The following is a 23,692-nucleotide window of genomic DNA, read 5'->3' as shown; positions in this document are numbered from 1 at the left end:
CGGGAGGTGCTTCCGTGCTCCGAAGGCCGAACTGTTCTCGATAACAGTGTGAGATTTCCGTTCATTGTTACCGATAAAACTACGGATAGCAAGGCGCGAGCCTGCGAAGAGAGCGAATCGACCGACTACTGAAGGGCCGACGTCAGCCGCGCGAGGTTGTCGAGGACGGTCGAGCGCAGCGGCTGCTTCAGCCATTCGTCGAGGGTGAGCTCGCGGCTCTCCTTCCGGTAGCCGTCCTCGACCTTCCGCATCTCCTCGACGAAGGAGTGACCCCGCACCATGAGCGAGACCTCCATGTTGAGCTGGAAGGAGCGCATGTCCATGTTGCTCGAACCGATCACGGCGACGTCGTCGTCGATCGTGAAGTGCTTGGCGTGCAGGATGTAGGGCGCCTTGTACATCCAGATCCGCACGCCGGCGCGCAGCAGCGCCTCATAGTACGAGCGCTGCGCGTGGTAGACGAGGGCCTGGTCGCCGATCTCGGAGACGAACAGGTCGACCGAGATCCCGCGCTGCACGGCCGACGTGATCGCCATCAGCATCGACTCGTCGGGAACGAAGTACGGCGACGTGATGACGATGCGCGTCTGCGCGTAATAGAGCAGGGCGAGGAAGAGGCGGAGGTTGTTCTCCCCGGCGAATCCGGGCCCGGACGGCACGACCTGCGCATCCAGGTCGGCCGGCTCGATCTCATCGGTGATCGGCTCGGTCTCGCGGCGGAGCAACTCGTCGGTCTCGCTGTACCAGTCGGTGATGAAGATGGCGTTGAGGCCGGCGACGATCGGTCCCTCCAGCCGGACGATCAGCTCCTTCCACTTCAGGCCGCGCCGGCGGTTCGCCCGCTTGTTGTAGCTGCGGTCGATGATGTTCTGCGAGCCCATGAAGGCGACGCGCCCGTCCACGATGAGCAGCTTGCGGTGGTTGCGCAGGTCGGGCCGCTGGTACCTCCCGCGGAAGGGCTGGATGGGCAGCATCAGGCGCCACTTGGCGCCCATCGCCGTGAGCCGCTTGATGGTGCGCCGGTAGTCCGGCGTGCGCAGGGAGGCGATGTGGTCCAGCAGCACGCGGACGGTCACGCCACGCTGCACCGCCTGCTCCAGGGCGTCGAAGAGCGGAGCGGTCGCCGCATCCAGTGTGAGGATGTAGAACTCGACATGGACGTAGCGCCGAGCACCCCGGATCTCCTCCGCCATCGCGTCGAGGGACCCCTGGTAGTCGCCGTTAAGGGACGCGCGGTTGCCGCCGACCAGGGGCATCGCGCCCAGCTTGCGATTGAGCTCGACCACACCTTCCAGCCACGGCGGCCACGGATGGTCGCGGCGAACCCGCTCCATGCCCTCGGTGCTGTCGATGATGAAGCGGTTGATCTCGTCCTGTTTCTTCCGCCGGCTCTTCGGGAGCTTGTAGCTGCCGATGAGGAGGAAGAACAGGATGCCGAAGTACGGGATGAGGAAGATCGCCAGCAGCCAGGCGGTCGCCGACGTGGGCTTGCGGTTGCGCGGAACGATGATGATCGCGAGCACGCGGATCACGAAGTCGACGAGCAGGGCGACGACGATGGAGAACGAGAGCCAGAAGCCCGTGTCCATGCACCCATCCCCTCGCCTGACGCAGCGGAACGCGGGCGCGTCCCCGGCATTACCGTAGCGGACCGGCGCTCCGGCGTCTGGACATGCGGTCAGGACTTGGGCGAGAGACCTCGACGGGCGCGTTCCTCGGCCTCCAGGCGGGTGTATGCCCTCCGCTCGTCGCGGTCGGCGCGCACGATCGCGCGCATGATGGCCCAGAACAGCAGGCCGACCAGTACGGTCGGTGCGAGCGCCCAGAGGATACCGCCGATGACGTCGTTCATAGCGCCTCCATGCTAACTCCGCTGCCTGTGAAACCCGCCGGGTGCAGTGGCGACGCGGCGCCGCCCCACGCCGGTCCCAGCGGCAACTACTTCACCAGCGGGAACAGGATGGTCTCGCGGATGCCGAGACCGGTGAGGGCCATCAGCAGGCGGTCGATGCCCATCCCCATGCCGCCGGTCGGTGGCATGCCGAACTCGAGGGCGCGCAGGAACTCCTCGTCCAGCCGCATGGCCTCGTTGTCGCCTGCCGCGGCGAGCTTCGCCTGCTCGACGAACCGCTCGCGCTGGACGACCGGGTCGACGAGCTCCGAGTAGCCGGTCGCGAGCTCGAAGCCGCGCGTGTAGAGGTCCCACTTCTCGACGACGCCGTCGCGCGAGCGGTGGGCTCGCACCAGCGGGCTGGTGTCGACCGGGAAGTCCATCACGAAGGTCGGACGCACGAAGTCGGTCTTGACGTGGTGCTCCCACAGTTCCTCGACGTATTTGCCGGGCAGTGGATGCTCGATCTCGATGCCGGCGACGGCCGCCAGTTCGCGGAGGCGCTCGATCGGGGTCTCGGGCGTGATCTCCTCGCCGACCGCGTCCGACAGGCTGTCGTACATCCGGATGCGGTCCCACTGGCCGCCGAGGTCGTACTCGGTGCCGTCGGCCCAGGTGACGACGTGCGAACCGGAGACCGCGACCGCCGCATCCTGGATCAGCGTCTGCGTGAGATCGGCGATCGAGGTGTAGTCGCCGTAGGCCTGGTACGCCTCGAGCATGGCGAACTCGGGCGAGTGGGTGGAGTCGGCGCCTTCGTTGCGGAAGTTGCGGTTGATCTCGAAGACCCGGTCGATGCCGCCGACCACTGCGCGCTTGAGGTACAGCTCCGGTGCGATCCGCAGGTACAGGTCGGTGTCGAAGGCGTTCGAGTGCGTGACGAACGGACGAGCGGATGCGCCGCCGTGCATGACCTGCAGCATCGGCGTCTCGACCTCGACGAAGTCGCGCTCGGCGAAGGTGCGCCGGAGGCTGGCGACGGTCTTGGCGCGGTCGAGCACAGTCGCACGTGCCTGATCGCGGGCGATGAGGTCGAGGTACCGGGCGCGGACGCGGGTCTCCTCGCTCAGCTCGCTGTGGAGGTTCGGCAGCGGAAGCAGCGCCTTGGCCGCGATCGCCCACTCCCGGGCCATCACCGACAGCTCGCCGCGGCGGCTGGAGACCACCTCACCGGAGACGAACACGTGGTCGCCCAGGTCGACGAGCTCTTTCCAGGCGCTCAGCGACGCCTCGCCCACCTCGGCCAGCGAGACCATCACCTGGATGCGCGAGCCGTCGCCCGCCTGCAGCACGGCGAAGCACAGTTTCCCGGTGTTGCGCAGGTGCACGACGCGACCCGCGATGCCGACGACCTCGCCGGACCCCTCGTCGGGCTGCAGGTGCTCCCACTTCGCGCGGACGGCCGGGATGGTCGTGGTGACCGGAACCTGCACGGGATACGCGCCGCCGCCGGCGTTCTCGGCCTCGGCGAGCAGGCGCTCGCGCTTGCCGAGCCGGACCGCCTTCTGCTCGCTGACCTCGTCCTCGCTCAGCTGGTCGTCGCTGAGCTGGTCGTCGCCGGGTGCGGCCGCGGTGGTCTGCGCGTCGGTCATCGGTGTCTTTCCGTTCGGGGTGGCGTTCGGGGTGGCGTTCGGGCGGCCTCCACAGGGTGGCGTGGTGCCGGTACAGCTCGCGCGGTCACGTCGTGAGGCGCTGGTTGTCGATCAGCCGGGTGGTGCCGACCCGAGCGGCGATCAGCATCAGAGCGGGACCGTGGTGATCAGGCGACGCTTCGCGGAAGGTTTCCGGGTCGACGATCGCGAGATAGTCCAGCTTAACCGCTGGCTCCGCCTCGACGCGCGCCCGGGCGGCCTCGAGCGCCCCAGCGACTCCGCGTCCGGCTGCCGCCGAGCCCGCCGCGAGCGCCTGCGAGAGCGTCACGGCCGCCGCGCGGTCCTCGGCGACGAGGTAGCGGTTGCGGCTGGAACGCGCCAGGCCGTCCGGCTCGCGCACCGTATCCACCACGACGATCGACACCGGCAGGTCGAGGTCCTCGACCATCCGGCCGATCACGTGCGCCTGCTGCGCGTCCTTCTGGCCGAAGACGGCGACATCCGGCTGCACGATGTTGAAGAGCTTGCACACCACGGTCAGGACGCCGTCGAAGTGTCCGGGGCGGGAGGCTCCCTCGAAGCGCGTGCCCGACTCCCCGGCCGTGACCCGTGTCTCGGAGGGCCCCTTCGGATACATCTCCGCGGCCGTCGGCGCGAAGACGACGTCGGCGAGACCCTCCAGTGCGGCGACATCGGCGTCGAGCGTGCGCGGGTAGCGGTCCAGGTCCTCCCCCGGCCCGAACTGCAGCGGATTGACGAAGATCGACACCACGACGAGACCACCCAGATCGCGTGCCTGCGACACCAGGCGCAGGTGGCCCTCGTGAAGTGCGCCCATCGTCGGAACGAGCACCACGCGACCGGTCGGGGCATCCGCCGGGCCCTCCCGCCAGGCCTTGCGCCGCGCCTCGGCGACGCGTGCCCTCACGGCGGCGATGGTGGTGATGATCTCTGGCATGCGCATCCCTTCGGCCCTGGAACCGGCCGCGTCCAGGCTACTCGCCGCGCAGGAACCAGCCGCGCCCGTCGTCGCCGGGATCGCCGCCGTCGGGTCCGGAGCCCGGCGCCTCATCCTGCAACGCCTCGATCACGTCCTCCAGGTCCAGCCGTGCCGAGGCGCCCGCCCGGGTGAGGGCGTTGTCCACCGTGGAGCGGATGAGCGAGCTGAGGAAGGATCCCGGGTTCTCCACTCCGATGCCCTTCAGCAACCCCGTCGACTGCTCGACGATCGAGCGCGAGAACGCCGTGGCCGTCGCGATGGCCTCCGCATAGGCCGGGCGGTCGGCCTCGTCCACGACGACCGGCTCGCCGCCCATCTCCACGACCAGTGCCTGCGCGATCGGGAGGACGGCCGCCGGAGCCGTCACGGCGAAGTAGCTCTCGGCGAGGCGGGCGAGGTCGAGGCTCGTTCCCGTGAACTCCAGCGCTGGATGCACCGCAACCGGGATGGCGCCGGCGGCAGCCGCGGGACGGAGCACCTCGATCCCGTAGCCGGGCGCTGTGTGCAGGACGATCTGTCCAGGCTGCCACGTCCCGGTGGCGGCAAGGCCCGCGACCAGCCCGGGAAGCTCCGCGTCCGGGACCGCGAGGATGACCAGCTCGCTGCGCTCCACCAGCGTCGGGACGTCGAGGACCGGCACTCCGGGCAGCATCCCCTCGGCCCGTTCGCGGCTCGTCTCGGAGACGGCGGAGACGCCGACGACCGCGTGGCCGGCTCCGGCGAGCGCGAGTCCGAGGATCGGACCGACCCGGCCGGCGCCGACGATCCCGAGCCCCAGCCGGCCGGAGCGCTGCGACGGCGGACGTGCGGACGGCTGCATCAGGATTCCTCCTCGGTTCGGGCGTCCGCCAGAGGCGGGCGAGACGCGGCGGGGGCACTCGGCGCGACGGCACTCGGCGCAGCGGCGGCCGGCGCGACGGCGGTCGGCGCGACCGCGGTCGGCGCAGCGGCACTCGGCGCAGCGGCGGTCGGCGCAGCGGCGCGGCCCCACCGGTGACTCGCGTCCGCGACGGCCGCAGCCACCGCGCGCACCGATACCGCCTCGAACAACCGTATCCCGGTCGCCGCGTCGATCGCCGCCAGCCGGGGATGCACGGGACCGGAGACCGTGTGGAAGCGCGCCTTCGCGAGCGCGAGCAGCGCATCCACCGGGCCTTGAGAGAGCTCGAGGCTCTGCAGGCGCGCCAGCGGGACGATCGCGAGGCTCCGCCAGACGACGCCGCGACGCAGCAGGATCGCGTCGCCCACCAAGCGGTAGCCCGTGCGCTGCCAGGACAGCGGCCGGATCCAGGCCGCCCGCCGCGGGCTGCCGGTGAACGCGTCCCGCCCGCTGGACACCATCGCGGTCTCGATCAGCTCGCGGTGCTCGTCCGTCGCGAAGCCCGGAAGCACCAGGGAGAGCACGCGCGAGACGTCGGCCGCGTCGCCGACCGGCAGCATCGTCGTGTTCGGCTGGCCCGCCGCGCCCTTCTCGCGGGAGTGACCGGCCGTGTCGATGCGGATCTGCCACCATCCGAACGGCCGCCACAGCAGCGGCTGAAGCACCTCGACGGCATGGATGCGCCCGGGCGGCAGCGTCTCGTTGCTGGTGCTCAGCAGGCCGAATCCGACGCGCACGCCATCCGGTGTCCCCGCGATCGAGTAGCGCAGGGACTTGGTGAAGCGGTTGAGGTAGAAGCTCGCCGTGCCGAGGAGGCCCGGGAGCACCACGATGAGCAGCCAGAGCGCGCCGCTCGCGGCGCCCCAGACCAGGAAGGCGACGACGACCAGCACGAACACGGTGAAGCCGCTCAGCAGGAGGGACCCCAGCAGACGCAGCGGCGGGATCTTGACCACCGACGCAGGCGGAGCGGCGTTCGGATCCAGCTCCGGGGCCAGGAACTCGTTCACCCGGCGGCCGACGAGGTCCGTCACCGCGCCCGTTCGCGATGCTCCGGCAGCGCCGACGTCACGACCGCCGGCGTGCCCGTCGGCGGCAGCGGCCTCGGCCGCCTCGGCCGCCTCGGCCTCCGCAGCCTCCGCCGCCTGCACGCCCGACGCGAGCCGCAGCACGTCCGCCCGGAGCCCGTCCGCCAGCGACGAGCCGAGGTACGCGAGCTGCACGTTCGCGTCGTGCCCGGCGACGGACACGTCGAGCTTCGCCGCCCCGAAGATCCGCGCGAGCACCGGTCGCACGACGTTGATTCCCTGGATGCGGTCGAGCCGCGCCTTGCGCTGGGTCCGGAACAGGATGCCGCTGCGCACCTCCACCGCGTCGCCGGTGATCCGGAAGGTGTGCATCCGCCACGAGAGGTAGAACGCGCCGAAGCAGAGCAGCAGCACCACCGCGACGCCGAGAAGCGCCCATCCCTCCCAGCCGTGGTTGTAGATCGCGTCCAGGGGGTCGCCGCCGTAGTCGGGAGCGCCGACGAAGAAGCCGATCAGCCGCTCCCGCAGATTGGAGAGCACGAATCCGGTCAGGGCGATGAAGACGATCCCGCCGCGCAGCAACGGCGTCGCCGGATGCAGCCGGTGCCACTCGCCGTCCGTGTACCGCTCGGCCGCGCGCTGGGCCGGCGAGAGCGGCGCACCGGCGCCTGCCTGCGCCCGGCCCTCCGGCGCGCTCACAGCCCCGCCCGCCTGCTCTCCGCCAGCTCGACGAGCCGGTCGCGCAGCTCGGCGGCGTCCGGCTCCGGCAGCCCCGGCACCATCACCCCGGTGGATGCTGCTGCCGTCACGAACTTGAGATCGGCCAGCCCGAGCATCCGGCTGACCGGCCCGCGGTTGATGTCGATCAGCTGCATCCGGCCGTAGGGGACGGACACGAAGCGCTGGAACATGATCCCGCGCCGGAACAGCAGGTCGTCGTCGCGCAGCCGGTAGCCGATCGAGCGCGCACGGCGCGGGGCGATGATGAGCGCGACGATGGTGATCACCACCACGACGGCCAACAGCAGCCAGCCGAGGCTCCAGCGGCCGGCCAGCCACAGGAACAGGGAGCCGGCCGACAGCACCAGCCCGGAGATCACGGTACTGGCGATGACGACGAGCACGTATTTCGGCGAGACCCGGCGCCACTCGCCGACATTCAGGTCAATCCGATCGGGCATGCACGTTCTCCGTACGGTCGTCGTCATCGCCGGGAGGCAAGGTGCAGAACAGCTCGGCCACCAGACCCGCTATGAGCAGGATCACCGCACCGGCGGTGGCCAGCGCGGCGAGGAGGATGGCGTTGCCGGCGGGCAGCACATCGCGCGTCAGGAGATACGAGACGACGCCGACGCCCATCCCGGTCAGCAGGCCGCCGCTCAGTCCGCAGGCCTTGGCGAGGACGACGATCCGGGTCGCCTGGAACGGATCGATGCGGCGGATGGTGTGGCCCCGCACGGCGCGGCGGATCGGTATCGCGAACGCGATCACGATGATCGCGACGGCGACGAGCGTGATCGGCAGCGTGAGCGGCGGGATGAACACCGCCACGCCCATCGAGGAGGCCGCCAGCTCCGCGAGGAACCCGATGACGAGCCCGGCGACGCCGAGACCGATCAGGGAGCTGGCCCGGGTGCGCTTCACGAGCGTTCCTCCCACAGCCGCACGGGATCGCCGGCGCGCGCCGCCAGCTCGGCGACCGGACCGGACCCGGCGAGGTGCGCCTGCGGATCCACGTCGAGCCAGGGGACGAGGACGAACGCGCGCTCGCGGGCGCGCGGATGCGGCAGCACGATGCGGGGATCGTCGTCGGAGACGAGCCCGTCGTAGTCCACGATGTCGATGTCGATCGTCCGGTCGCCCCAGCGCTCCGCGCGGACGCGGCCGAGCCGATCCTCGACGGCGTTCACCGCGGCCAGCAGGTCGAGCGGCTCCAGCAGGGTGCGGACGAGCGCGACAGCGTTCAGGTAGGCGGGCGCGGCGTCGTCGATGCCGTCCGGCTTCAGCGCCGGCGTCTCGTATAGTCGCGAGACCGCCTGCACGTCGATGCCCGCATCCTCCCCCAGTGCGTCGACGGCGGCATGGATGGTGGCGGCGCGGTCGCCGAGGTTGCTCCCGAACGCGAGCACGGCGGGCACCCCGACCCGCATCCGGACCGGCTTCCCCAGCGGCGCGGCGCTCACGCCCGGCTCCTCACGATGCGCACCGCGACATCCCCGAACGGCACGGTGATCGGCGCTTGCGGCTTGTGGACGGTGACCTCGACCGCATCCACCGGGTCATGCGCCAGCACGGTCGCCGCCACGCGCTCCGCGACCGTCTCGATGAGGTCGACCGGGTCGCGCTCGACGGCGGCCACCACCTCCTCGGCCAGCTCGCCGTAGTGGACGGTGGAGCCGAGGTCGTCGCCGGCGGCGGCGACGGACAGGTCGAGCCAGGCCGTCACATCGACGACGAAGTCCTGGCCGTCGGCCCGCTCGAAGTCGAAGACGCCGTGGTTCGCCCGCACGCGGAGGCCGGTCAGCACGATCGAGTCGGTCGGTCGCGAGTGGATGCTACTCATCGCGTCCAGCTTCCCATGCCCGCACGACGTCGAGGGCCATCCGGGTCGACGGCACGTCGTGGACGCGGACCGCCCACGCCCCCGCCTGGGCGGCGAGGGCCGAGATCACCGCCGTCGGCGCGTCGCGGTCCTCGGCGGGCGCGCCCTCCGGCAGCAGGGCGCCGAGGAACCGCTTGCGCGACGCCCCGATCAGCACGGGGTAACCGAGGGTCTCGATCTCGTGCAGTCCGGCGAGCACCTGCCAGTTGTGGCGACCGTTCTTGGAGAAGCCGAGCCCGGGATCCAGGATCAGCTTGGCCGGGTCGACGCCCAGCCGCAGCAGCTCGGTGACCCGCGCCGACAGCTCGGCTCGCACCTCGGGGACGGTGTGCCGGTACACGGCGCGGGAGTCGGCGGCGTCGAGGCGCCCGCGCCAGTGCATCACGACGTACTGCGCTTCGGTCTCGAGCACGACCTCCGGCATCCGCTCATCCGCCAGGCCGCCGGAGACATCGTTGATGACCGAGGCGCCCGCCTCCACCGCTGCGCGCGCCGTGGACGCGTTGAGCGTGTCGGCGCTGACCGTGACACCGTGCGCGACCAGCTCGCGGATCACCGGGATGACGCGCTTCCGCTCCTCCTCGGGGTCGACCCGCAGCGCACCGGGCCGAGTGGACTCGCCGCCCACGTCGACCAGGTCGGCGCCCTGCGCCACCAGCTCCAGGCCGTGCTCGACCGCGGCATCCGGCTCCAGCCAGAGTCCGCCATCGCTGAACGAGTCCGGCGTCACATTGAGGACGCCCATGATGAGGGTCACTCGGCGCCACGTCCGATCAGAGCCATCAGTTCGGCTCGCGCGGCGGGCTCCGTGTAAGCGCCCCGCGCGGTGACCGTCACGGTGGTGCTGCCCGTCTGGCGGGCGCCGCGCGTGGTCACGCAGGTGTGCGCCGCGTCGAGCACCACGAGGACTCCGCGTGCGTCGGCGCCGCGCTCGATCGCGTCCGCGATCTGCTCGGTCAGGCGCTCCTGCACCTGCGGGCGCGCCGCGAGCGTCTCGATCACCTGAGGGATGCGGCCGAGCCCGATGACCCGGTCGCCCGGGAGATAGGCGACATGCGCGACGCCCAGGAACGGCAGGAGGTGGTGCTCGCAGACCGACCGGAACCGGATGTCGCGCAGCAGCACCGTCTCGGCGGTCCGCCCGTCCTCCAGCGGAACCGGGTCGCCCAGGTCGTCCACGGCGTCGTGGCCCACGCCGGCGAAGAACTCGGCGTAGGCGTCCGCCACGCGTGCGGGCGTGCTCCGAAGTCCCGGACGCGACGGATCCTCGCCGATGGCGGCGAGGATCTCGGCGATGGCCGCTTCGATGCGCGGACGATCGAAACCGGTCATGTCCGCGGCGGCTCTAGGCGGTCGCCGGGCGCGGCTTGATCGCCGGCGAGCGCTTGGGCTTGGCGGCCGGCGGCTCGGAGTCGACTCCGCCATCCACAGCACCCGCATCGATCGGAGCCTTCGGGAACGGGATGGGCGGCAGGTCCGAGATCGGGCGCTTGTCGCTGGAGAGCCACTGCGGGCGCTCCGGGAGCTTCTTCACATCGGCGAAGATCTCCGCGATCTGGTTGTGGTCGAGCGTCTCGTGCTCGAGGAGGGATGCGGCCAGACGGTCGAGCACGGCCCGGTTGTCGTTCAGCACCTCCCACGCCTCGTCGTGCGCCTTCTCGATGAGCGCGCGCACCTCGGCGTCCACGCGCTCGGCGATCCGCTCGGAGTAGTCGCGCTGGTGGCCCATGTCGCGCCCGAGGAACATCTCGCCGTTCGCCTGACCGAGCTTGACCGAGCCGATGTCGGCGCTCATGCCGTACTCGGTGACCATCTTCCGGGCGATGGAGGTCGCCTTCTCGATGTCGTTCGAGGCGCCGGTGGTGGGGTCGTGGAACACGATCTCTTCGGCCACGCGACCGCCCATGGCGTATGCGAGCTGATCGAGCAGCTCGTTCCGGGTGATCGAGTACTTGTCCTCGAGCGGCATCACCATCGTGTAGCCGAGGGCGCGGCCGCGCGGCAGGATGGTGATCTTCGTCACAGGGTCGGTGTGGCGCATCGCCGCGGCGGCGAGGGCGTGCCCGCCCTCGTGATACGCGGTGATCAGCTTCTCCTGGTCCTTCATCACGCGGGTGCGCTTCTGCGGGCCCGCGATCACGCGGTCCACGGCCTCGTCGAGGGCGCGGTTGTCGATCAGCTGCGCGTTGGAGCGCGCGGTGAGCAGCGCGGCCTCGTTGAGGACGTTCGCCAGGTCGGCTCCGGTGAAGCCCGGCGTCTTGCGGGCCAGCACCTCGAGGTCGACCGAGGCCGCCAGCGGCTTGCCGCGGCCGTGCACCTCGAGGATCTTCTTGCGGCCGAGGAGGTCGGGCGCATCCACGCCGATCTGACGGTCGAAGCGTCCGGGACGCAGCAGAGCCGGGTCGAGGATGTCCGGACGGTTGGTCGCCGCGATCAGGATGACGTTGGTCTTCGGGTCGAAGCCGTCCATCTCCACGAGGAGCTGGTTCAGCGTCTGCTCGCGCTCGTCGTGGCCACCGCCGAGGCCGGCGCCGCGGTGACGGCCCACCGCATCGATCTCGTCGATGAAGATGATGGCCGGCGAGTTCTCCTTGGCCTGCTGGAACAGGTCGCGGACGCGGCTCGCGCCGACGCCGACGAACATCTCGACGAAGTCGGAACCCGAGATGGAGTAGAACGGCACGCCCGCCTCACCCGCGACGGCGCGGGCCAGCAGGGTCTTGCCCGTTCCCGGAGGGCCGTACAGCAGCACGCCCTTGGGGATGCGGGCGCCGACCGCCTGGAACTTGGCCGGCTCCTTCAGGAAGTCCTTGATCTCCTGCAGCTCCTCGATGGCCTCGTCGGACCCGGCGACGTCGTCGAAGGTGACCTTCGGCGTCTCCTTCGTGACGAGCTTCGCCCGCGACTTGCCGAACTGCATGACCTTGTTGCCGCCGCCCTGCATGCCGGAGATCATGATCCAGAAGAACACGCCGATCAGCAGCGCCGGGATGAGGAAGCCGAGGATGTTGACGAACCAGTTCGGCTGGGGAACCTCGTCGTCGTAGCCCTTGGGGAGGTTCGCGTCGTCGATCGCCTTGACGACATCCTGACCGCGCGGCGTCACGTAGTAGAACTGCACCTGGTTGCCGAGGGTGCCGTCCGGCTCCTTCAGCGTGAGGTCGACACGGTTCTCACCGTCGACGATCTTCGCGGTGGACACCTTGTCTTGCGAGAGGAGCTCCAGGCCCTGCTGGGTGGTGACGCTCTTGAAGCCGGACATCGTGATCAGGCTCGAGGCCACCCACACGAGGACGATCGCAAGCGCGACGTACAGGATGGGGCCGCGGAAGATCTTCTTGACGTTCATGGTGCGACCACAGTACCGCCTGGGCGCTGGGGGTCGGCTGCGTGTTCGCTCTGGGCGGTCTGCGCGCGCCCAGTGGGCCTCAGCTGTAGACCGCGGGGGCCAGGATGCCCACTCCGCGGAGGGTCCGGTAGCGCTCGTCGTAGTCGAGGCCGTAGCCGACGACGAACTGATTCGGGATGTCGAATCCGATGTACTTCACGTCGATCTCGACGCGTGCCGCCTCCGGCTTGCGCAGCAGCGTGAAGATCTCGATCGACGCGGGCCCCCGGCTGCGCAGATTCGAGAGCAGCCACGAGAGCGTGAGGCCCGAGTCGATGATGTCCTCGACGATGAGCACGGTCCTGCCGCTGAGGTCGGTGTCGAGGTCCTTCAGGATGCGGACGACCCCGCTGGACTGCGTCCCGCTGCCGTAGGAGCTGACGGCCATCCAGTCCATCGTGACGGGGATGCGCAGCTCGCGCGACAGGTCCGCCATCACCATCACGGCGCCCTTGAGCACGCCGATCAGGAGCACGTCCGTGCCCGCGTAATCGCGCTCCACGTCTCGGGCCAGCTCGGCGATACGGGAGCGGATCTGCTCCTCGGTGATCAGAATCTCGGTCAGGTCGTCGTGGGCGTCCGTGAGGTCCATGGGGGAGGCGCTGTCCTTACGTGGTGGGGTGGAACGTGAGCAGCCCGTTCTGCCTGACAACTCTAACGCCTGGCAGATCGACGGGTCCCTGGCCGTGCCAGTCGGTGATCAGTGCCGCGACGGCCAGCGTGTGGGTGCGCGTCAGGGAGACGCCGAACTCGGCGGAGACGACGAGACGGATGATGCGCTGGCGGAGGGCCGCGGGGTCTGCTGCGAGTCCGCGGACGTCCAGTGCGACCGCTCCGTCCTCCGTCTGGCTGACCAGTTCCTGCGCCCATTCGAGGGCGAGCCCGTCGAGCGCTTCGGCGTCCTCGCGCAGCTGCCCTGCCGTGCGTGCGAGCGCCTCGGCGACGCCGGGACCGAGCTCGCGCTCCAGGATCGGGAGGACCACGGATCGCGCGCGCACGCGCGTGTACGAGAGGTCGTCGTTGTGCGGGTCCTCCCACGGGTCGAGGCGGCTGTCGGTGCAGAACGCGCGCGTCTGCTCCCTGCGGAGGCCGAGGAAGGGGCGGAGCAGGCGCCCGGTGTCCGGCAGCATCCCCTGCAGGCTGGACGGGCCGGAGCCGCGGGCGAGGCCGAGCAGCACCGTCTCGGCCTGGTCGTCCAAGGTGTGGGCGAGGAGGATGCGCTCGGCGCCGGTCTGGGCGAGCGCGCGGTCGAAGGCGGCGTGCCGGGCGGCGCGGGCGGCGGCCTCCGGACCGCCGTGCACGTCGACCTGGACGCGCTCCACGAGGACCGGGTCGAGCCCGAGGCCGGCGGCCTGTTCCGCGGCACGCTTCGCGACCGCGTCGGACCCCGATTGGAGGGCGTGGTCGACGATCACGGCGCCGGCGCGGTAGCCGCTCCTCGGCGCCTCGAACGCCGTGGCGGCGGCCAGGGCGAGGGAGTCCGCTCCCCCGCTCAGGCCGACGAGGACCAGGGCGCCCGGTGCGAGCTGTGTTGGATGCGCGGGACGCGCGGGATCGTGGTGATCGTGCGGGTCCACGGGCGGGAGCGCGGCAGCAGTCGCGAGCGACGTGCGGACCGCGCGACGCGCATCCGCAATGGGCGGGGTGAGCCGTGGACGGCGCTGCTCGGGCGGGGAACCGTGAGGGGGCACCTAGTAACGTTAGTGCGGAATCCCGACCACAAAGGAGCACCGGCATGGCCGAATACGACGTCGTCATCGAGATCCCCAAGGGGAGCCGCAACAAGTACGAGGTGGACCACGAGACTGGTCGCGTGTACCTCGACCGCGTCCTGTTCACGAGCTTCGTGTACCCGACCGACTACGGCTTCTTCGAGAACACGCTCGGCGACGACGGCGACCCGCTGGACGTGCTCGTCCTGCTCGAGTATCCGGTGTTCCCGGGCGTCGGCGTCAAGGTCCGCCCGGTCGGGGTGCTCAACATGAACGACGAGGCCGGTGGCGACGCCAAGATCATCGCGGTCCAGTACAAGGACCCGCGCTGGCAGCACATCCAGGACGTCGACGACATCCCGGAGCAAACCCGCAAGGAGATCGAGCACTTCTTCGCCCGCTACAAGGACCTCGAGCCGGGCAAGTTCGTCAACATCGAGGGCTGGGGCGACGCCGCCGAGGCCGAGGGTCTCATCCAGAAGGCCATCGCGAAGCTGGCCGACGAGGGTCACTGACGCGGGCTGCGTGCGCGCAGTTTCGTCACGAATGTTGCCCTCAGCGCTGCTGGAGGCGACATTCGTGACGAATGTTGCCCCAACGCGAGCGGAGCGCGACATTCGTCACGAATGTTGCCCCAACGCGAGCGGAGCGCGACATTCGTCACGAATGTTGCCCCAACGCGAGCGGAAGGCGACATTCGTCACGAATGTTGCCCCAACGCGGGTGAAAGGCGACATTCGTTACGAATGTTCCCCCAACGCGAGTGGAGGGCGACATTCGTCACGAATGTTCCCCCAACGCGAGCGGAAGGCGACATTCGTCACGAATGATGCCCCAACACGAGCGGAAGGCGACATTCGTCACGAATGTTCCCCCAACACGAGTGGAGGGCGACATTCGTCACGAATGTTCCCCCAACGCGAGTGGAAGGCGACACTCGTGACGAATGTGGGAGTGATTCCCGGCGATCAGGTCGGCGTCAGGCGCTGGGGCGCGCGACCATGCCCCAGGGAGAGCCCCAGACGGACTGGGTCTTGACCACGTCGCCCTCGGTGGGCGCAGCGATCATGCGGCCGTCGCCGATGTAGATGCCGACGTGGTAGAAGTCGCCGGGAGCATCGCCCCAGAAGATCAGGTCTCCCGGCTGCTTGGCACCGTAGGGCACCAGCTGGCCACGGTTCGCCGCCGTGAAGTACTGGTCGTTCACCGAGTGCGAGCCGATGTAGACGCCGGCATAGGCGTACGACTTCATCGTGAGCCCCGAGCAGTCGTAGCCGACCGGGCCCTCTCCGCCGAAGATGTACGGCTTGCCGAGCTGGGCGTACGCGTACGAGAGCGCCGTCTCGACGATGTTGCCGTTCGGAGCAGCGGGTGCGGCACCCCCGCCTCCACCGCCGGTCGGCGCCGAGCCGCCGGAGGATGCCGGCGGATGTGCCGCCGCTGCCGCCGCTGCTGCCGCGGCCGCCGCCGCTTCGGCAGCCTTCCGCGCCGCCTCCTGCTGAGCCTTGATCTGCTCACCCTGGAGGTAGGCGGCCTCGGTCTGCGCCGACGTGTTCTTGAGCGTTGCGAGCTGGGCGACGAGCTCGGTGGACTTCTGCTGCTGGGTGGCGAGGGCCGCCTGCGCCTGCCCCTGCGCATCCTGAGCCGCCTTGAGCGCCTTGTCGGCCGCTGCCGACAGGGTCTCGCGCTCGGTCTTGGCGACCTTCGCCTGCGCCGTCAGCGCATCCGCCGTGTTCTTGTCCTTGGTCGCCTGGTCGTACACGGCCTTGGACTGCTCCGTCAGCTTGCTCATCGTGCCGAGCTGGAACAGCAGCTTGTCCGCGGCGGAGCCGGAGCCGCCGCCCTTCAGCATGAGGTCGGTGGTGACGTCTCCCCCACCGGACTTGGCGAGATGCGACGCCAGGAGCCCGGCACGCATCTTGGAGGTCTTCGCCTTCTCGGCGGCGGCGCCGGCCTGCTTCTGGAGGTCGTCCGCCTTCGCCGACGCGGCCGCGAGCGCGTTCTTGGCCTGGAAGTACGCCTCGGCTGCCTTTTCGGAGGCGATGCGGGCAGCATCCACGTTGGACTGCAGGTTGCCGATGAGCGTGGTGATGTTGTCGATCATCGCCTGCTGGTTGGCGACGTTGTTCTTCGCCTGCTGCACGTCGTTCCACGACGGATAGTCGACCGCCTGCGCCGGAGCGACGATGCCGATGGATGCGGTGACCGCTCCCATGACGCCCGCGCCGATGGCGAGGCCCGGGCGGACGCGGGTCTTCTCGTTCTCGTTAGCCAAGGGGAGCCTGCCTGTCTCTCATGAACGGAATGCCGTCGATCTTGACGCCGTTGATGCGCACCTCGAAATGGAGGTGGCAGCCGGTGGAGGCGCCGGTCGTCCCGACGCGCGCGATCGGCTGGCCCGCGCCGACGTGCTGGCCGATGCCGACCATGATGCCGCCGTCGCGGATGTGGGCGTAGCCGGTGTCGATCCCGCCGCCGTTGTCGAGGAGCACGAAGTTGCCGTAGCTGCCGTTCGGGCCGGCGTAGATGACCGTGCCGTCGTGGGCCGCGTAGATGGGGGAGTTGCACGCGGCGCCGATGTCGATGCCCAGGTGGTAGGTGCTTCCGATGCCGCCGCCCGGCGACGGCCGAGGTCCGAAGCCGTCGGTGATCGGCCCGGTTGCGGGAACCGCCCAGCCCTGCGGGCCGACCGTTCCGCCGGGGAGACCGCCGGAGCCGCGAGCCGCAGCCGCGGCCGCAGCGGCGGCCACGCCCGCCTCGTAGCCGGCCACCGTCTTCGCGGTGCTGTCCTTGAGCGCGGCGAGTTGCGCCTGCATCACGACGATCTGCTTCTGCTGCTCGGCGAGCTTGTCCTGCGCCGCCTTCGCGGCCTGGATCGCGGCTTGCATCGCAGCTTCGGCGGCGACCCGGAGGCGGTCGCGCTCGGCCTTGGCGACGTCCGCCTGGGCGGAGAGCCCCTTCGCCGTGTTCTGCGCGGTCGTCGCCTCGGTGTAGACCTTGTCGGACTGCTCCACGAGCTTCGACATGCTGCCGAGGTTCGCCAGGAGCTTGTCGGGACTGGTCGAGGTGGCGTTGTTGCCGCTCAGGAACAGGTTCGCGCTCAGGTTGCTGCCACCCGTGCGATACAGCTGAGCGGCCAGCCGGCCCGCCTGAGCGGTCGCATCGTCGGCCTTCTTCTTGCTGGCCGCCGCCTGTGACTCCAGATCGGCGGCCTTGATCGTCGCGTCGTCGAGAGCTGCCTGGGCGGCCTCCAACTCCTGACCGCGCTTCACCGCTGCGGCCTGGGTGTCCGCGACCTCCTGCTTGACCTGAGCGATGAGGCCGTTGATGCGGTCCACCTGCGCACTGGCCGCCGCCTCGTTGGCCTTCGCGTTCTGGACGTCCTGCCAGGAGGGATAGCTGTCTGCGTAGGCCGGGGCGGCCACGGCGCCGACGGCCGTCACCAGGGCCACCGCCGCGATCGCCAAGGCACCGCGGAGGGTCAGACGCCGAGAACCACCCCGTGTCGTCGGGAGAGCCGCTCGGCTGCTCGTATCGCGTCTCATGGTGTTCTCGGCCCGCTCGCTTCCGCATCCACAGGGGTCACGCTGGTCACACGGGCCCCTTCGTCAACAGGGCTTACTGTACCAACGTGCCTTCCGAGCACCCCTTCGGGATGGCCGGAATTGCGTCGGGGGCGGCGTGCGAACCGGACGATCGGGGGATCGCCTTCTCCGCACACTATGCGCACGCATCCCGGCCATCGCGGATTTCCCCAGGGCGTTGCGCGAACCGAACGGGCCTGCGCGACGCGCGACCCGCCCGGGATCCGGACCCGATTGGCATTCCCGGCAGCTCTTCCGTATGCTTGTGCGTCGGTGGTCATCGGAGAGCGAAAGCAATTCGGGACGATCCGGCCCCATCGTTTAGCGGCCTAGGACGCCGCCCTTTCACGGCGGTAGCACGGGTTCGAATCCCGTTGGGGTCACGTCCAACGGCGTCCACTACAATTCAAGAGCAACACACTAAGGCCCTGTAGCGCAGTTGGTTAGCGTGCCGCCCTGTCACGGCGGAGGTCGCGGGTTCAAGTCCCGTCAGGGTCGCCACGGCGAGAAGCCCTTCCACACGGAAGGGCTTCCGTCTATGGCAGCGGTTCGCCGCCGCCAGCCGCCTCGGCGGCACGCCGCTCCGGCGGCACGGCTCTGTAGCTCAGTTGGTAGAGCGTTCGACTGAAAATCGAAAGGTCACCGGATCGATGCCGGTCGGAGCCACCAGAGAAAACCCCCGGTCCCATAAGGAATCCGGGGGGTTTTTGTTGGCTCCTAGAGGCAGTGTTATGTCTCAGGACATCTCTGACAGTTGTGAATCAATAGATCTCTGACACTTCCGCGGTGTTTGGTCCTGACACTTCTCCTCGATGTTTGAGGGATGAGTCGTGTTGAGCCCGTTGATCCTCGTGTCCGTCTCGCGATCGTTCAGTGGCCGCCGGATGCGCCGCGGGGAGCGGTGAGCACGTTCTGTGCGGAGCACGGGATCTCGCGGGAGACGTTCTACGCGATCCGGAGACGGGCCGCGACGGATGGGCCGGCGGCGGCGTTGGAGCCGCGCTCACGGCGCCCGAACACCAGCCCGTCGAGGGTCACGGATGAGGTGGTCCAGCAAGCGCTCGGTGTGCGGGCCGCGTTGGAGGCGTCCGGGCTGGATCACGGCCCGATCAGCGTGCACGACAAGATGCGCGCCCTCGGGATGTCGCCGGTGCCGGCCATCGCGTCGTTGGCGCGGATCTTCCGTCAGCAGGGTGTTGCCCGCCTGGAGCCGAAGAAGAAACCGCGCGCGGCGTATCGCCGGTTCGTCTATCCGGCGCCGAACGCGTGCTGGCAGCTGGACGCCACCGAATACGTCCTCAGCGGTGGGCGCAAGTGTGTGATCTTCCAGCTCGTGGACGACCACTCGCGGCTCGCGGTCGCCTCTCACGTGTCCTGGGGTGAGACCTCCGAAGGCGCGATCGCCGTGGTCAGCAAAGGCATCGCAGCACACGGTGTCCCGCAACGGCTGCTCAGTGACAACGGGGCCGCGTTGAACCCGTCCCGGCGCGGAATGCTGGGCCAGCTGGTCGCCTACGTGCGCTCGCTCGGTGTCGACCCGATCACCGGCAAGCCCGGCAAGCCGACCACACAAGGCAAGAATGAGCGGTTCCACCAGACCCTGTTCCGGTTCCTAGACAAGCAACCACTGGCCGAGACCCTGGAGCAGCTGCAGACCCAGGTCGACGCGTTCGATGTCATCTATAACACCGAGCGGCCGCACCAAGGCTTGCCCGGTCGGGTCACCCCGGCGTCGGCCTGGGCGGCGACACCAGTGGTCGAGCCGCCCAGGCCCCTCCCGCAGCCGGCATCCCCGGTCGAGGACGAGGGTGTCCGAATGACCCGGATCCACGACAACGGCACCGTCTATGCCCGCGGCACCAAGTTCCAGGTCAGCCGAACCCTCGCCGGAAGCACCGCCTATCGGGTCGAGGAAGACGACCGACTGCTGATCTTCGACGCCGATGGGACGCTCCTGGCCGAGTATCCCTGGCCCGAGCCGGGCACCAAATACGTCGGCAGCGGCAACCCTCGAGGACCGCGTGGGCCTCGCAAGATCCCCCCAGTGTCAGATCGATTATTGGCGTGCGTCTAGGCGACTGAGCAGTCGGTCTCCACGATTACCCCGGGGCTGCAGCAAACCGGGGCATCGGCACTGCAGCCCAGCTCAACTGGAGCGCGCACTCGAGACCCGACGGCCAGGCACACTTGAGGGGAATGCCGGCGCGAGTCATCCCACCACCGCCAGGTAGCAGCCGAGCGCGTAGGTGCCGGCGGTGTACGGCCAACCCCGTCCGCCTCAGGTGTCGCCTCTCGCGATCAGCTCAGATAGCGAACGAGGTCGATATTGTTGCCCTTGGGCTTCTCGAGCTCGGCGTCACAACGTTGATCGAATCGGGATCTGGGCCCCGAATTGCGCCGAATGGGTATTCGTCCAATATGCGACAGCGCGCATCGGCGCCATCCTCTTAAACATTAACCCCTGCTATCGTTCGCACGAACTTGCTTTCGTCCTACAGCAGTCGGGACTGCGAACCATGGTCGCCGTCCCGGAGTTCAAGGGAACGAGCTACTCCGACATGATCGAGTCGGTGCGAAGCGAGTGCCCGGCGCTCGAAGACGTCGTCTTCATTAGCGAAGGGTCTTGGCGCAGCCCTGTCGCAGCTGGCCGGTCCAAGGGACACTGGGATTCTCGACGTGATCGGTGAAGCGCTATCCAGCACTGATGCCATCAACGTCAACTACACGGAGGAGGACCGAATCTGCCTTCCGCGAGGCGAAACGCCCCTCGCCACGCTTCGCGACTTGATTCTGGAACGCTCAACAGAAATGACCGACCTTCCCTGCGTTCGACGTCATCCGCGCAACTGGGAGGCCGAACCGATCCGCTACATCGGGTCTGCTGCGATCTTCACCGGTCGACGAATCGACGAGTGGAATGAGACGCGAACTCAACACCGCTCCCGCCTCCTGAGCCTTTCCACCCGGCTAGCCGGTTTCACCGGCCACCTCGGCTGACGGGCTGTGCGGCATGGCCTGAGAGTCGGCATCATGAAACCGCGTTTTTTACCTTCCGGATGGTAAAGTCGTCATGTGAAGTCAGAGACGCGAACGCGAATACTCGACTGCGCGCTGGCGCTCCTGCGGGCCGGCGAAGCGATCTCGCTTGAATCCGCGGCCCGCCGGGCCGGGCTTACGAAGCCGGGATTGATGTACTACTTCCCAACTAAACAAGAGTTGATGCTTGCGCTCGTCGATCACGTCGTCGAAGGCTGGGCGCGTTGCCTCGAGGGCCAGCTGGGCCGACCCGTCGAGGATGCCAGCGTTCAGGATCGCATGCTCGCCTACCTCGAGTTCGCACTGACCACTGACTTCGATGAGACCGACATTGTGATGCTCTCCGACCCTCGTTTGCGTGAACCGTTGTCGCGGCGATGGGCAAGCCGCATGGCACCCTGGGTGGCGTTGCCCGAGAGCATGTCGCCATCCGAACGGGGCCGCACACTTGCCGCACGCCTGCTGGCCGACGGCGCATGGTTCGCCAGCGCGACTAACGTCTTCACCCCTGACCGAACGGATCGCCAACGCGTATTGCGCGTCGCCAAAGGGCTGCTGAAAGGCTGACGAATGAACAAATGGATCATGCTGGGAGCCGCAATTGCCAGCGAAGTGATGGCATCACTCTCTCTGAAGGGGGCATTGACACAGCCACTTTGGTACGCACTCGTCGTCGCTGGCTATCTTGCGGCCTTCACATTCATCTCGTTGTCCCTGCGTGGCGGCATGGGGCTGGGCGTGGCATACGGAATCTGGGGCGCGCTCGGTGTGGCTCTGACGGCGTTGCTCGCTGCGGCGATCTTCCACGAACCGATCACACCCGTCATGATGACCGGCCTGGCGCTCATCATTGGCGGTGTTTTGATCGTGGAACTCGGCGCGCAGCGTGCGCAGCCGGGTCGGAAAGGGACCGGCGAAGGAGAGGCGCAGTGATGGCATGGCTGTTCCTGGTCGGCGCCATCGCTACCGAGGTCGGTGCGACCATCTCGCTGCGTGCCGCTATCAGCGCCAACTGGAAGTGGTACATTCCGGTCACCGTCGGCTATCTCGCCGCATTCGCACTGCTCTCATCCGCACTCTCGCACGGCATCGGCATCGGCATCGCGTATGGCATCTGGGCCGCATCGGGCGTCGCGATCACATCCGTGTTGAGCAGACTGATCTTCAAGGAACCTCTTACGTTAATTATGAGCGCCGGCATCGTCTTGATCATGGGTGGCGTGCTGCTTGTCGAATTGGGCAGCGTGCGCTAGCTGGGGGTCTCTCAGATTAACGGTGGCTCTGGCCTGGCGCATGGTTAGTTGATTCGGCCTTCGAAGGTGATCGCGAAGGCGTTCAGGGCGCGCTTCCACCTCGTCACCCAGCGTGCCCGGGCGCGCCCCGGTGGGGTCAAGCGAGCGCGTCACCAAGTACAAGCACTTCAGGGCTGGGCGGCGTCGTTCGGGAAGTGCCCGCGCGCTCGCACCGCGCGCCGGTATCGGGCGTTGAGTGACTCGATCGCGTTGGTCGAGCGGATGATGCGTCTGATCTCGACGTCGTGGTCCAGGAACGGGATGAACTCGTTCCACGCGTTCTCCCACAGCTTCCCGATCGTGGTGGGATACATGTTCGCCCGCTTTCAGCGAACTCCTGAAATCTGGCACGGGCGGCCGCCTCGGTCGGTGCCGTATAGACCGGTTTTAGGTCGCGGGCGATCTGATCCCAGTGCTTCCGGGACGCGAACTTGAACGTGTAGCGCATCACATGGATGACGCAGGTCTGCACGATCGCGTACTCCCACACCGTGGTGATCGACTCCGGCAAGCCCTTGAACCCGTCGCAGACGAGAATGCACAGGTCTTCGACACCACGGTTCTTGATCTCGGAGCATGCCGAGCCAGAACTTCGCCCCTTCACCGCCGTCGCCGGCCCAGATCCCGAGGATGTCGCGTTCGCCTGCGGTGGTGACGCCGAAGGTGCCCGTCACGCACCTTGAGCACGATCGCGTCGATGAAGATCACCGGATACACGCGATCCAGCGGTCGATTGGACCATTCCGTCATTTCCTCGATCACCTTGTCGGTGATCTTCGAGACGGTGTCCTTGGAGACATCGGCACCATAGACCTCGCCGAAGTGCCGCAGCTACTTCTCCGGTGGTCAGGCCGCGGGCAGTCAGCGACAGCACGATCTCATCGATCCCGTCCAATCGGCGCTGCCGCTTCTTCACGATCTGCGGCTGGAAGGAACCATCCCGGTCCCAGGGAACATCGATCTGCACCGGACCGACCTGGGCGAGCACCGTCTTCGACCTGGTCCCGTTACGGGCGTTCTCTCCATCGCTGGCCTGATGCTTCTCATAGCAGGTGCTCCGTGAGCTCTGCTCGATCGGGGTCTCCAGCACCGTCTTCGTCAGCCCACCCAACAGGCCTTGCAGGCCGACCAAGCTCACGCCCTGCTCCTTCGCCTGCGCCAGCAGCTGCTCGGCGATCTTCTGCTGATCGATGATCTCTCCCGTCACAGGATCGATCATCTCGGTCATTTCAGTCACTGCCTTACCTCTCGGTCACGCCAGAACCAGATCCACCGTTTATCCGACAGTCCCGTCCCAGACCAACCGGTCTCATTTGGGCTTTTTGTTTGCCTTCCGGCGGAGAGATCGAGAGCGAGTAGAAGGGCCGCAGTGCCGGGACCGTGGAATACCGGACCGGGCGAAACGATGGAGGTATGCCGCGAAAGCCCGGCACGGAGAACCGGGAACGAGCTACGATCGGCCGGCGGAAAGACAAACAAGACGCGCAAACACAGCGCCGCCAAAGGCGGCTTCGCGACATAGCGCTGGAAGGTCGAATATCGCCAGATCCATGGCGCACAAGGGCGTCGACCATTTGGTCGCGGGGGTGGGCACCGCAACCCGGCCACCAGTTGAGTTGCCACCACGACTCAGGGCGGAACCGCGATTGCGCAAACGACTGAGGGAGCGAGATCCTTCGGCCCCTCC

At 68.4% G+C, this 23,692-nt stretch carries 23 protein-coding genes, 3 tRNA genes and 1 pseudogene; 9 read left to right on the top strand and 18 right to left on the bottom strand.

The window, feature by feature from the left end; genetic code table 11:
- Nucleotides 1-125: 125 nt before the first annotated feature.
- From cls to tilS, 15 genes are all read right to left on the bottom strand, one after another.
- Nucleotides 126-1,589 (bottom strand): cardiolipin synthase, encoded by a 1,464-nt coding sequence (gene cls, locus BM287_RS15790; RefSeq protein WP_090041375.1) that lies wholly within the window; start codon nucleotides 1,587-1,589, stop codon nucleotides 126-128.
- An 89-nt stretch (nucleotides 1,590-1,678) separates the two neighbouring features.
- The gene (locus BM287_RS17915; protein WP_170857583.1) at nucleotides 1,679-1,852 is read right to left on the bottom strand and encodes a hypothetical protein; all 174 of its coding nucleotides are present in this window, start codon (nucleotides 1,850-1,852) and stop codon (nucleotides 1,679-1,681) included.
- An 86-nt stretch (nucleotides 1,853-1,938) separates the two neighbouring features.
- The gene (gene lysS, locus BM287_RS15785) at nucleotides 1,939-3,483 is read right to left on the bottom strand and encodes a lysine--tRNA ligase (RefSeq protein WP_090041373.1); all 1,545 of its coding nucleotides are present in this window, start codon (nucleotides 3,481-3,483) and stop codon (nucleotides 1,939-1,941) included.
- Nucleotides 3,484-3,568: 85 nt separating this feature from the next.
- Entirely contained in the window at nucleotides 3,569-4,447 is an 879-nt protein-coding gene (panC, locus tag BM287_RS15780; protein WP_090041371.1) for a pantoate--beta-alanine ligase, read from the bottom strand.
- Between the two features lie 31 nt (nucleotides 4,448-4,478).
- Entirely contained in the window at nucleotides 4,479-5,303 is an 825-nt protein-coding gene (locus BM287_RS15775; protein WP_090041368.1) for a Rossmann-like and DUF2520 domain-containing protein, read from the bottom strand.
- Nucleotides 5,303-7,090, bottom strand: a complete 1,788-nt coding sequence (locus tag BM287_RS15770) for a PH domain-containing protein (protein WP_090041365.1) — start codon at nucleotides 7,088-7,090, stop codon at nucleotides 5,303-5,305. Before BM287_RS15770 ends, BM287_RS15775 begins: the two co-directional genes overlap by 1 nt.
- Nucleotides 7,087-7,572, bottom strand: coding sequence for a PH domain-containing protein (locus BM287_RS15765; RefSeq protein ID WP_090041362.1), 486 nt, complete (start codon nucleotides 7,570-7,572; stop codon nucleotides 7,087-7,089). Before BM287_RS15765 ends, BM287_RS15770 begins: the two co-directional genes overlap by 4 nt.
- The gene (locus BM287_RS15760; RefSeq protein WP_090041360.1) at nucleotides 7,556-8,035 is read right to left on the bottom strand and encodes a DUF3180 domain-containing protein; all 480 of its coding nucleotides are present in this window, start codon (nucleotides 8,033-8,035) and stop codon (nucleotides 7,556-7,558) included. Before BM287_RS15760 ends, BM287_RS15765 begins: the two co-directional genes overlap by 17 nt.
- The gene (folK, locus tag BM287_RS15755; protein WP_090041358.1) at nucleotides 8,032-8,574 is read right to left on the bottom strand and encodes a 2-amino-4-hydroxy-6-hydroxymethyldihydropteridine diphosphokinase; all 543 of its coding nucleotides are present in this window, start codon (nucleotides 8,572-8,574) and stop codon (nucleotides 8,032-8,034) included. Before folK ends, BM287_RS15760 begins: the two co-directional genes overlap by 4 nt.
- Nucleotides 8,571-8,954 (bottom strand): dihydroneopterin aldolase, encoded by a 384-nt coding sequence (gene folB / locus BM287_RS15750; RefSeq protein ID WP_090041353.1) that lies wholly within the window; start codon nucleotides 8,952-8,954, stop codon nucleotides 8,571-8,573. Before folB ends, folK begins: the two co-directional genes overlap by 4 nt.
- Complete coding sequence (gene folP / locus BM287_RS15745) at nucleotides 8,947-9,750, bottom strand: dihydropteroate synthase (RefSeq protein WP_090041350.1); 804 nt, start codon at nucleotides 9,748-9,750, stop codon at nucleotides 8,947-8,949. The genes folB and folP overlap by 8 nt, the downstream gene beginning before the upstream one ends.
- Nucleotides 9,747-10,325, bottom strand: a complete 579-nt coding sequence (folE, locus tag BM287_RS15740) for a GTP cyclohydrolase I FolE (protein WP_090041346.1) — start codon at nucleotides 10,323-10,325, stop codon at nucleotides 9,747-9,749. The genes folP and folE overlap by 4 nt, the downstream gene beginning before the upstream one ends.
- 13 nt (nucleotides 10,326-10,338) lie before the next feature.
- Nucleotides 10,339-12,342, bottom strand: coding sequence for an ATP-dependent zinc metalloprotease FtsH (gene ftsH, locus BM287_RS15735; RefSeq protein ID WP_090041343.1), 2,004 nt, complete (start codon nucleotides 12,340-12,342; stop codon nucleotides 10,339-10,341).
- Nucleotides 12,343-12,421: 79 nt separating this feature from the next.
- On the bottom strand, nucleotides 12,422-12,973 hold the full coding sequence (hpt, locus tag BM287_RS15730; RefSeq protein WP_090041341.1) for a hypoxanthine phosphoribosyltransferase: 552 nt from the start codon (nucleotides 12,971-12,973) through the stop codon (nucleotides 12,422-12,424).
- Nucleotides 12,974-12,989: 16 nt separating this feature from the next.
- A complete protein-coding gene (tilS, locus tag BM287_RS15725; RefSeq protein WP_090041338.1) occupies nucleotides 12,990-14,072 on the bottom strand; it encodes a tRNA lysidine(34) synthetase TilS in 1,083 nt (360 codons plus the stop codon).
- Between the two features lie 44 nt (nucleotides 14,073-14,116).
- Between tilS and BM287_RS15720 the strand changes: the two genes are divergently transcribed.
- Complete coding sequence (locus BM287_RS15720; RefSeq protein WP_090041336.1) at nucleotides 14,117-14,608, top strand: inorganic diphosphatase; 492 nt, start codon at nucleotides 14,117-14,119, stop codon at nucleotides 14,606-14,608.
- 464 nt (nucleotides 14,609-15,072) lie between these two features.
- On the opposite strand, the gene BM287_RS15715 is transcribed toward BM287_RS15720, so the two are convergent.
- Together BM287_RS15715 and BM287_RS15710 are read right to left on the bottom strand one after the other, a co-directional pair.
- On the bottom strand, nucleotides 15,073-16,368 hold the full coding sequence (locus tag BM287_RS15715) for a C40 family peptidase (protein ID WP_090041334.1): 1,296 nt from the start codon (nucleotides 16,366-16,368) through the stop codon (nucleotides 15,073-15,075).
- Nucleotides 16,361-17,560, bottom strand: coding sequence for a peptidoglycan DD-metalloendopeptidase family protein (locus tag BM287_RS15710; RefSeq protein ID WP_244528387.1), 1,200 nt, complete (start codon nucleotides 17,558-17,560; stop codon nucleotides 16,361-16,363). The genes BM287_RS15715 and BM287_RS15710 overlap by 8 nt, the downstream gene beginning before the upstream one ends.
- A gap of 427 nt (nucleotides 17,561-17,987) precedes the next feature.
- On the opposite strand from BM287_RS15710, the gene BM287_RS15705 reads away from it, so the two are divergent.
- From BM287_RS15705 to BM287_RS15670, 8 genes are all read left to right on the top strand, one after another.
- Nucleotides 17,988-18,060, top strand: a tRNA-Glu gene (locus tag BM287_RS15705).
- Between the two features lie 41 nt (nucleotides 18,061-18,101).
- Nucleotides 18,102-18,178: transfer RNA gene (locus BM287_RS15700), tRNA-Asp, on the top strand.
- A gap of 92 nt (nucleotides 18,179-18,270) precedes the next feature.
- Nucleotides 18,271-18,346, top strand: a tRNA-Phe gene (locus tag BM287_RS15695).
- A 232-nt stretch (nucleotides 18,347-18,578) separates the two neighbouring features.
- Nucleotides 18,579-19,751 (top strand): integrase core domain-containing protein, encoded by a 1,173-nt coding sequence (locus tag BM287_RS15690; RefSeq protein WP_244528385.1) that lies wholly within the window; start codon nucleotides 18,579-18,581, stop codon nucleotides 19,749-19,751.
- A 602-nt stretch (nucleotides 19,752-20,353) separates the two neighbouring features.
- Nucleotides 20,354-20,674: a hypothetical protein gene (locus BM287_RS17670; RefSeq protein ID WP_139230708.1), complete on the top strand. Its 321-nt coding sequence runs from the start codon at nucleotides 20,354-20,356 to the stop codon at nucleotides 20,672-20,674.
- A 75-nt stretch (nucleotides 20,675-20,749) separates the two neighbouring features.
- A complete protein-coding gene (locus BM287_RS15680; RefSeq protein WP_090041328.1) occupies nucleotides 20,750-21,280 on the top strand; it encodes a TetR/AcrR family transcriptional regulator in 531 nt (176 codons plus the stop codon).
- Nucleotides 21,281-21,283: 3 nt separating this feature from the next.
- Complete coding sequence (locus BM287_RS15675) at nucleotides 21,284-21,646, top strand: DMT family transporter (RefSeq protein ID WP_090041325.1); 363 nt, start codon at nucleotides 21,284-21,286, stop codon at nucleotides 21,644-21,646.
- A complete protein-coding gene (locus tag BM287_RS15670) occupies nucleotides 21,646-21,966 on the top strand; it encodes a DMT family transporter (RefSeq protein ID WP_090041323.1) in 321 nt (106 codons plus the stop codon). The genes BM287_RS15675 and BM287_RS15670 overlap by 1 nt, the downstream gene beginning before the upstream one ends.
- Nucleotides 21,967-22,010: 44 nt before the next feature.
- Here the strand turns inward: BM287_RS15670 and BM287_RS15665 are convergent.
- Nucleotides 22,011-23,233: pseudogene (locus tag BM287_RS15665) on the bottom strand (IS256 family transposase).
- Between the last annotated feature and the right edge of the window lie 459 nt (nucleotides 23,234-23,692).

The sequence above is a fragment of the Leifsonia sp. CL147 genome, from assembly GCF_900114565.1.
Lineage (GTDB): Bacteria > Actinomycetota > Actinomycetes > Actinomycetales > Microbacteriaceae > Leifsonia.
This window is presented reverse-complemented; position numbering and strand designations above follow the sequence as displayed.

Excerpts from the sequence above, each read along its gene's own strand:
- cls (WP_090041375.1), bottom strand. The coding sequence starts at position 1,589 with ATGGACACGGGCTTCTGGCTCTCGTTCTCCATCGTCGTCGCCCTGCTC.
- BM287_RS17915 (WP_170857583.1), bottom strand. The coding sequence starts at position 1,852 with ATGAACGACGTCATCGGCGGTATCCTCTGGGCGCTCGCACCGACCGTA.
- lysS (WP_090041373.1), bottom strand. The coding sequence starts at position 3,483 with ATGACCGACGCGCAGACCACCGCGGCCGCACCCGGCGACGACCAGCTC.
- panC (WP_090041371.1), bottom strand. The coding sequence starts at position 4,447 with ATGCGCATGCCAGAGATCATCACCACCATCGCCGCCGTGAGGGCACGC.
- BM287_RS15775 (WP_090041368.1), bottom strand. The coding sequence starts at position 5,303 with ATGCAGCCGTCCGCACGTCCGCCGTCGCAGCGCTCCGGCCGGCTGGGG.
- BM287_RS15765 (WP_090041362.1), bottom strand. The coding sequence starts at position 7,572 with ATGCCCGATCGGATTGACCTGAATGTCGGCGAGTGGCGCCGGGTCTCG.
- folB (WP_090041353.1), bottom strand. The coding sequence starts at position 8,954 with ATGAGTAGCATCCACTCGCGACCGACCGACTCGATCGTGCTGACCGGC.
- folE (WP_090041346.1), bottom strand. The coding sequence starts at position 10,325 with ATGACCGGTTTCGATCGTCCGCGCATCGAAGCGGCCATCGCCGAGATC.
- ftsH (WP_090041343.1), bottom strand. The coding sequence starts at position 12,342 with ATGAACGTCAAGAAGATCTTCCGCGGCCCCATCCTGTACGTCGCGCTT.
- hpt (WP_090041341.1), bottom strand. The coding sequence starts at position 12,973 with ATGGACCTCACGGACGCCCACGACGACCTGACCGAGATTCTGATCACC.
- BM287_RS15720 (WP_090041336.1), top strand. The coding sequence starts at position 14,117 with ATGGCCGAATACGACGTCGTCATCGAGATCCCCAAGGGGAGCCGCAAC.
- BM287_RS15675 (WP_090041325.1), top strand. The coding sequence starts at position 21,284 with ATGAACAAATGGATCATGCTGGGAGCCGCAATTGCCAGCGAAGTGATG.
- BM287_RS15670 (WP_090041323.1), top strand. The coding sequence starts at position 21,646 with ATGGCATGGCTGTTCCTGGTCGGCGCCATCGCTACCGAGGTCGGTGCG.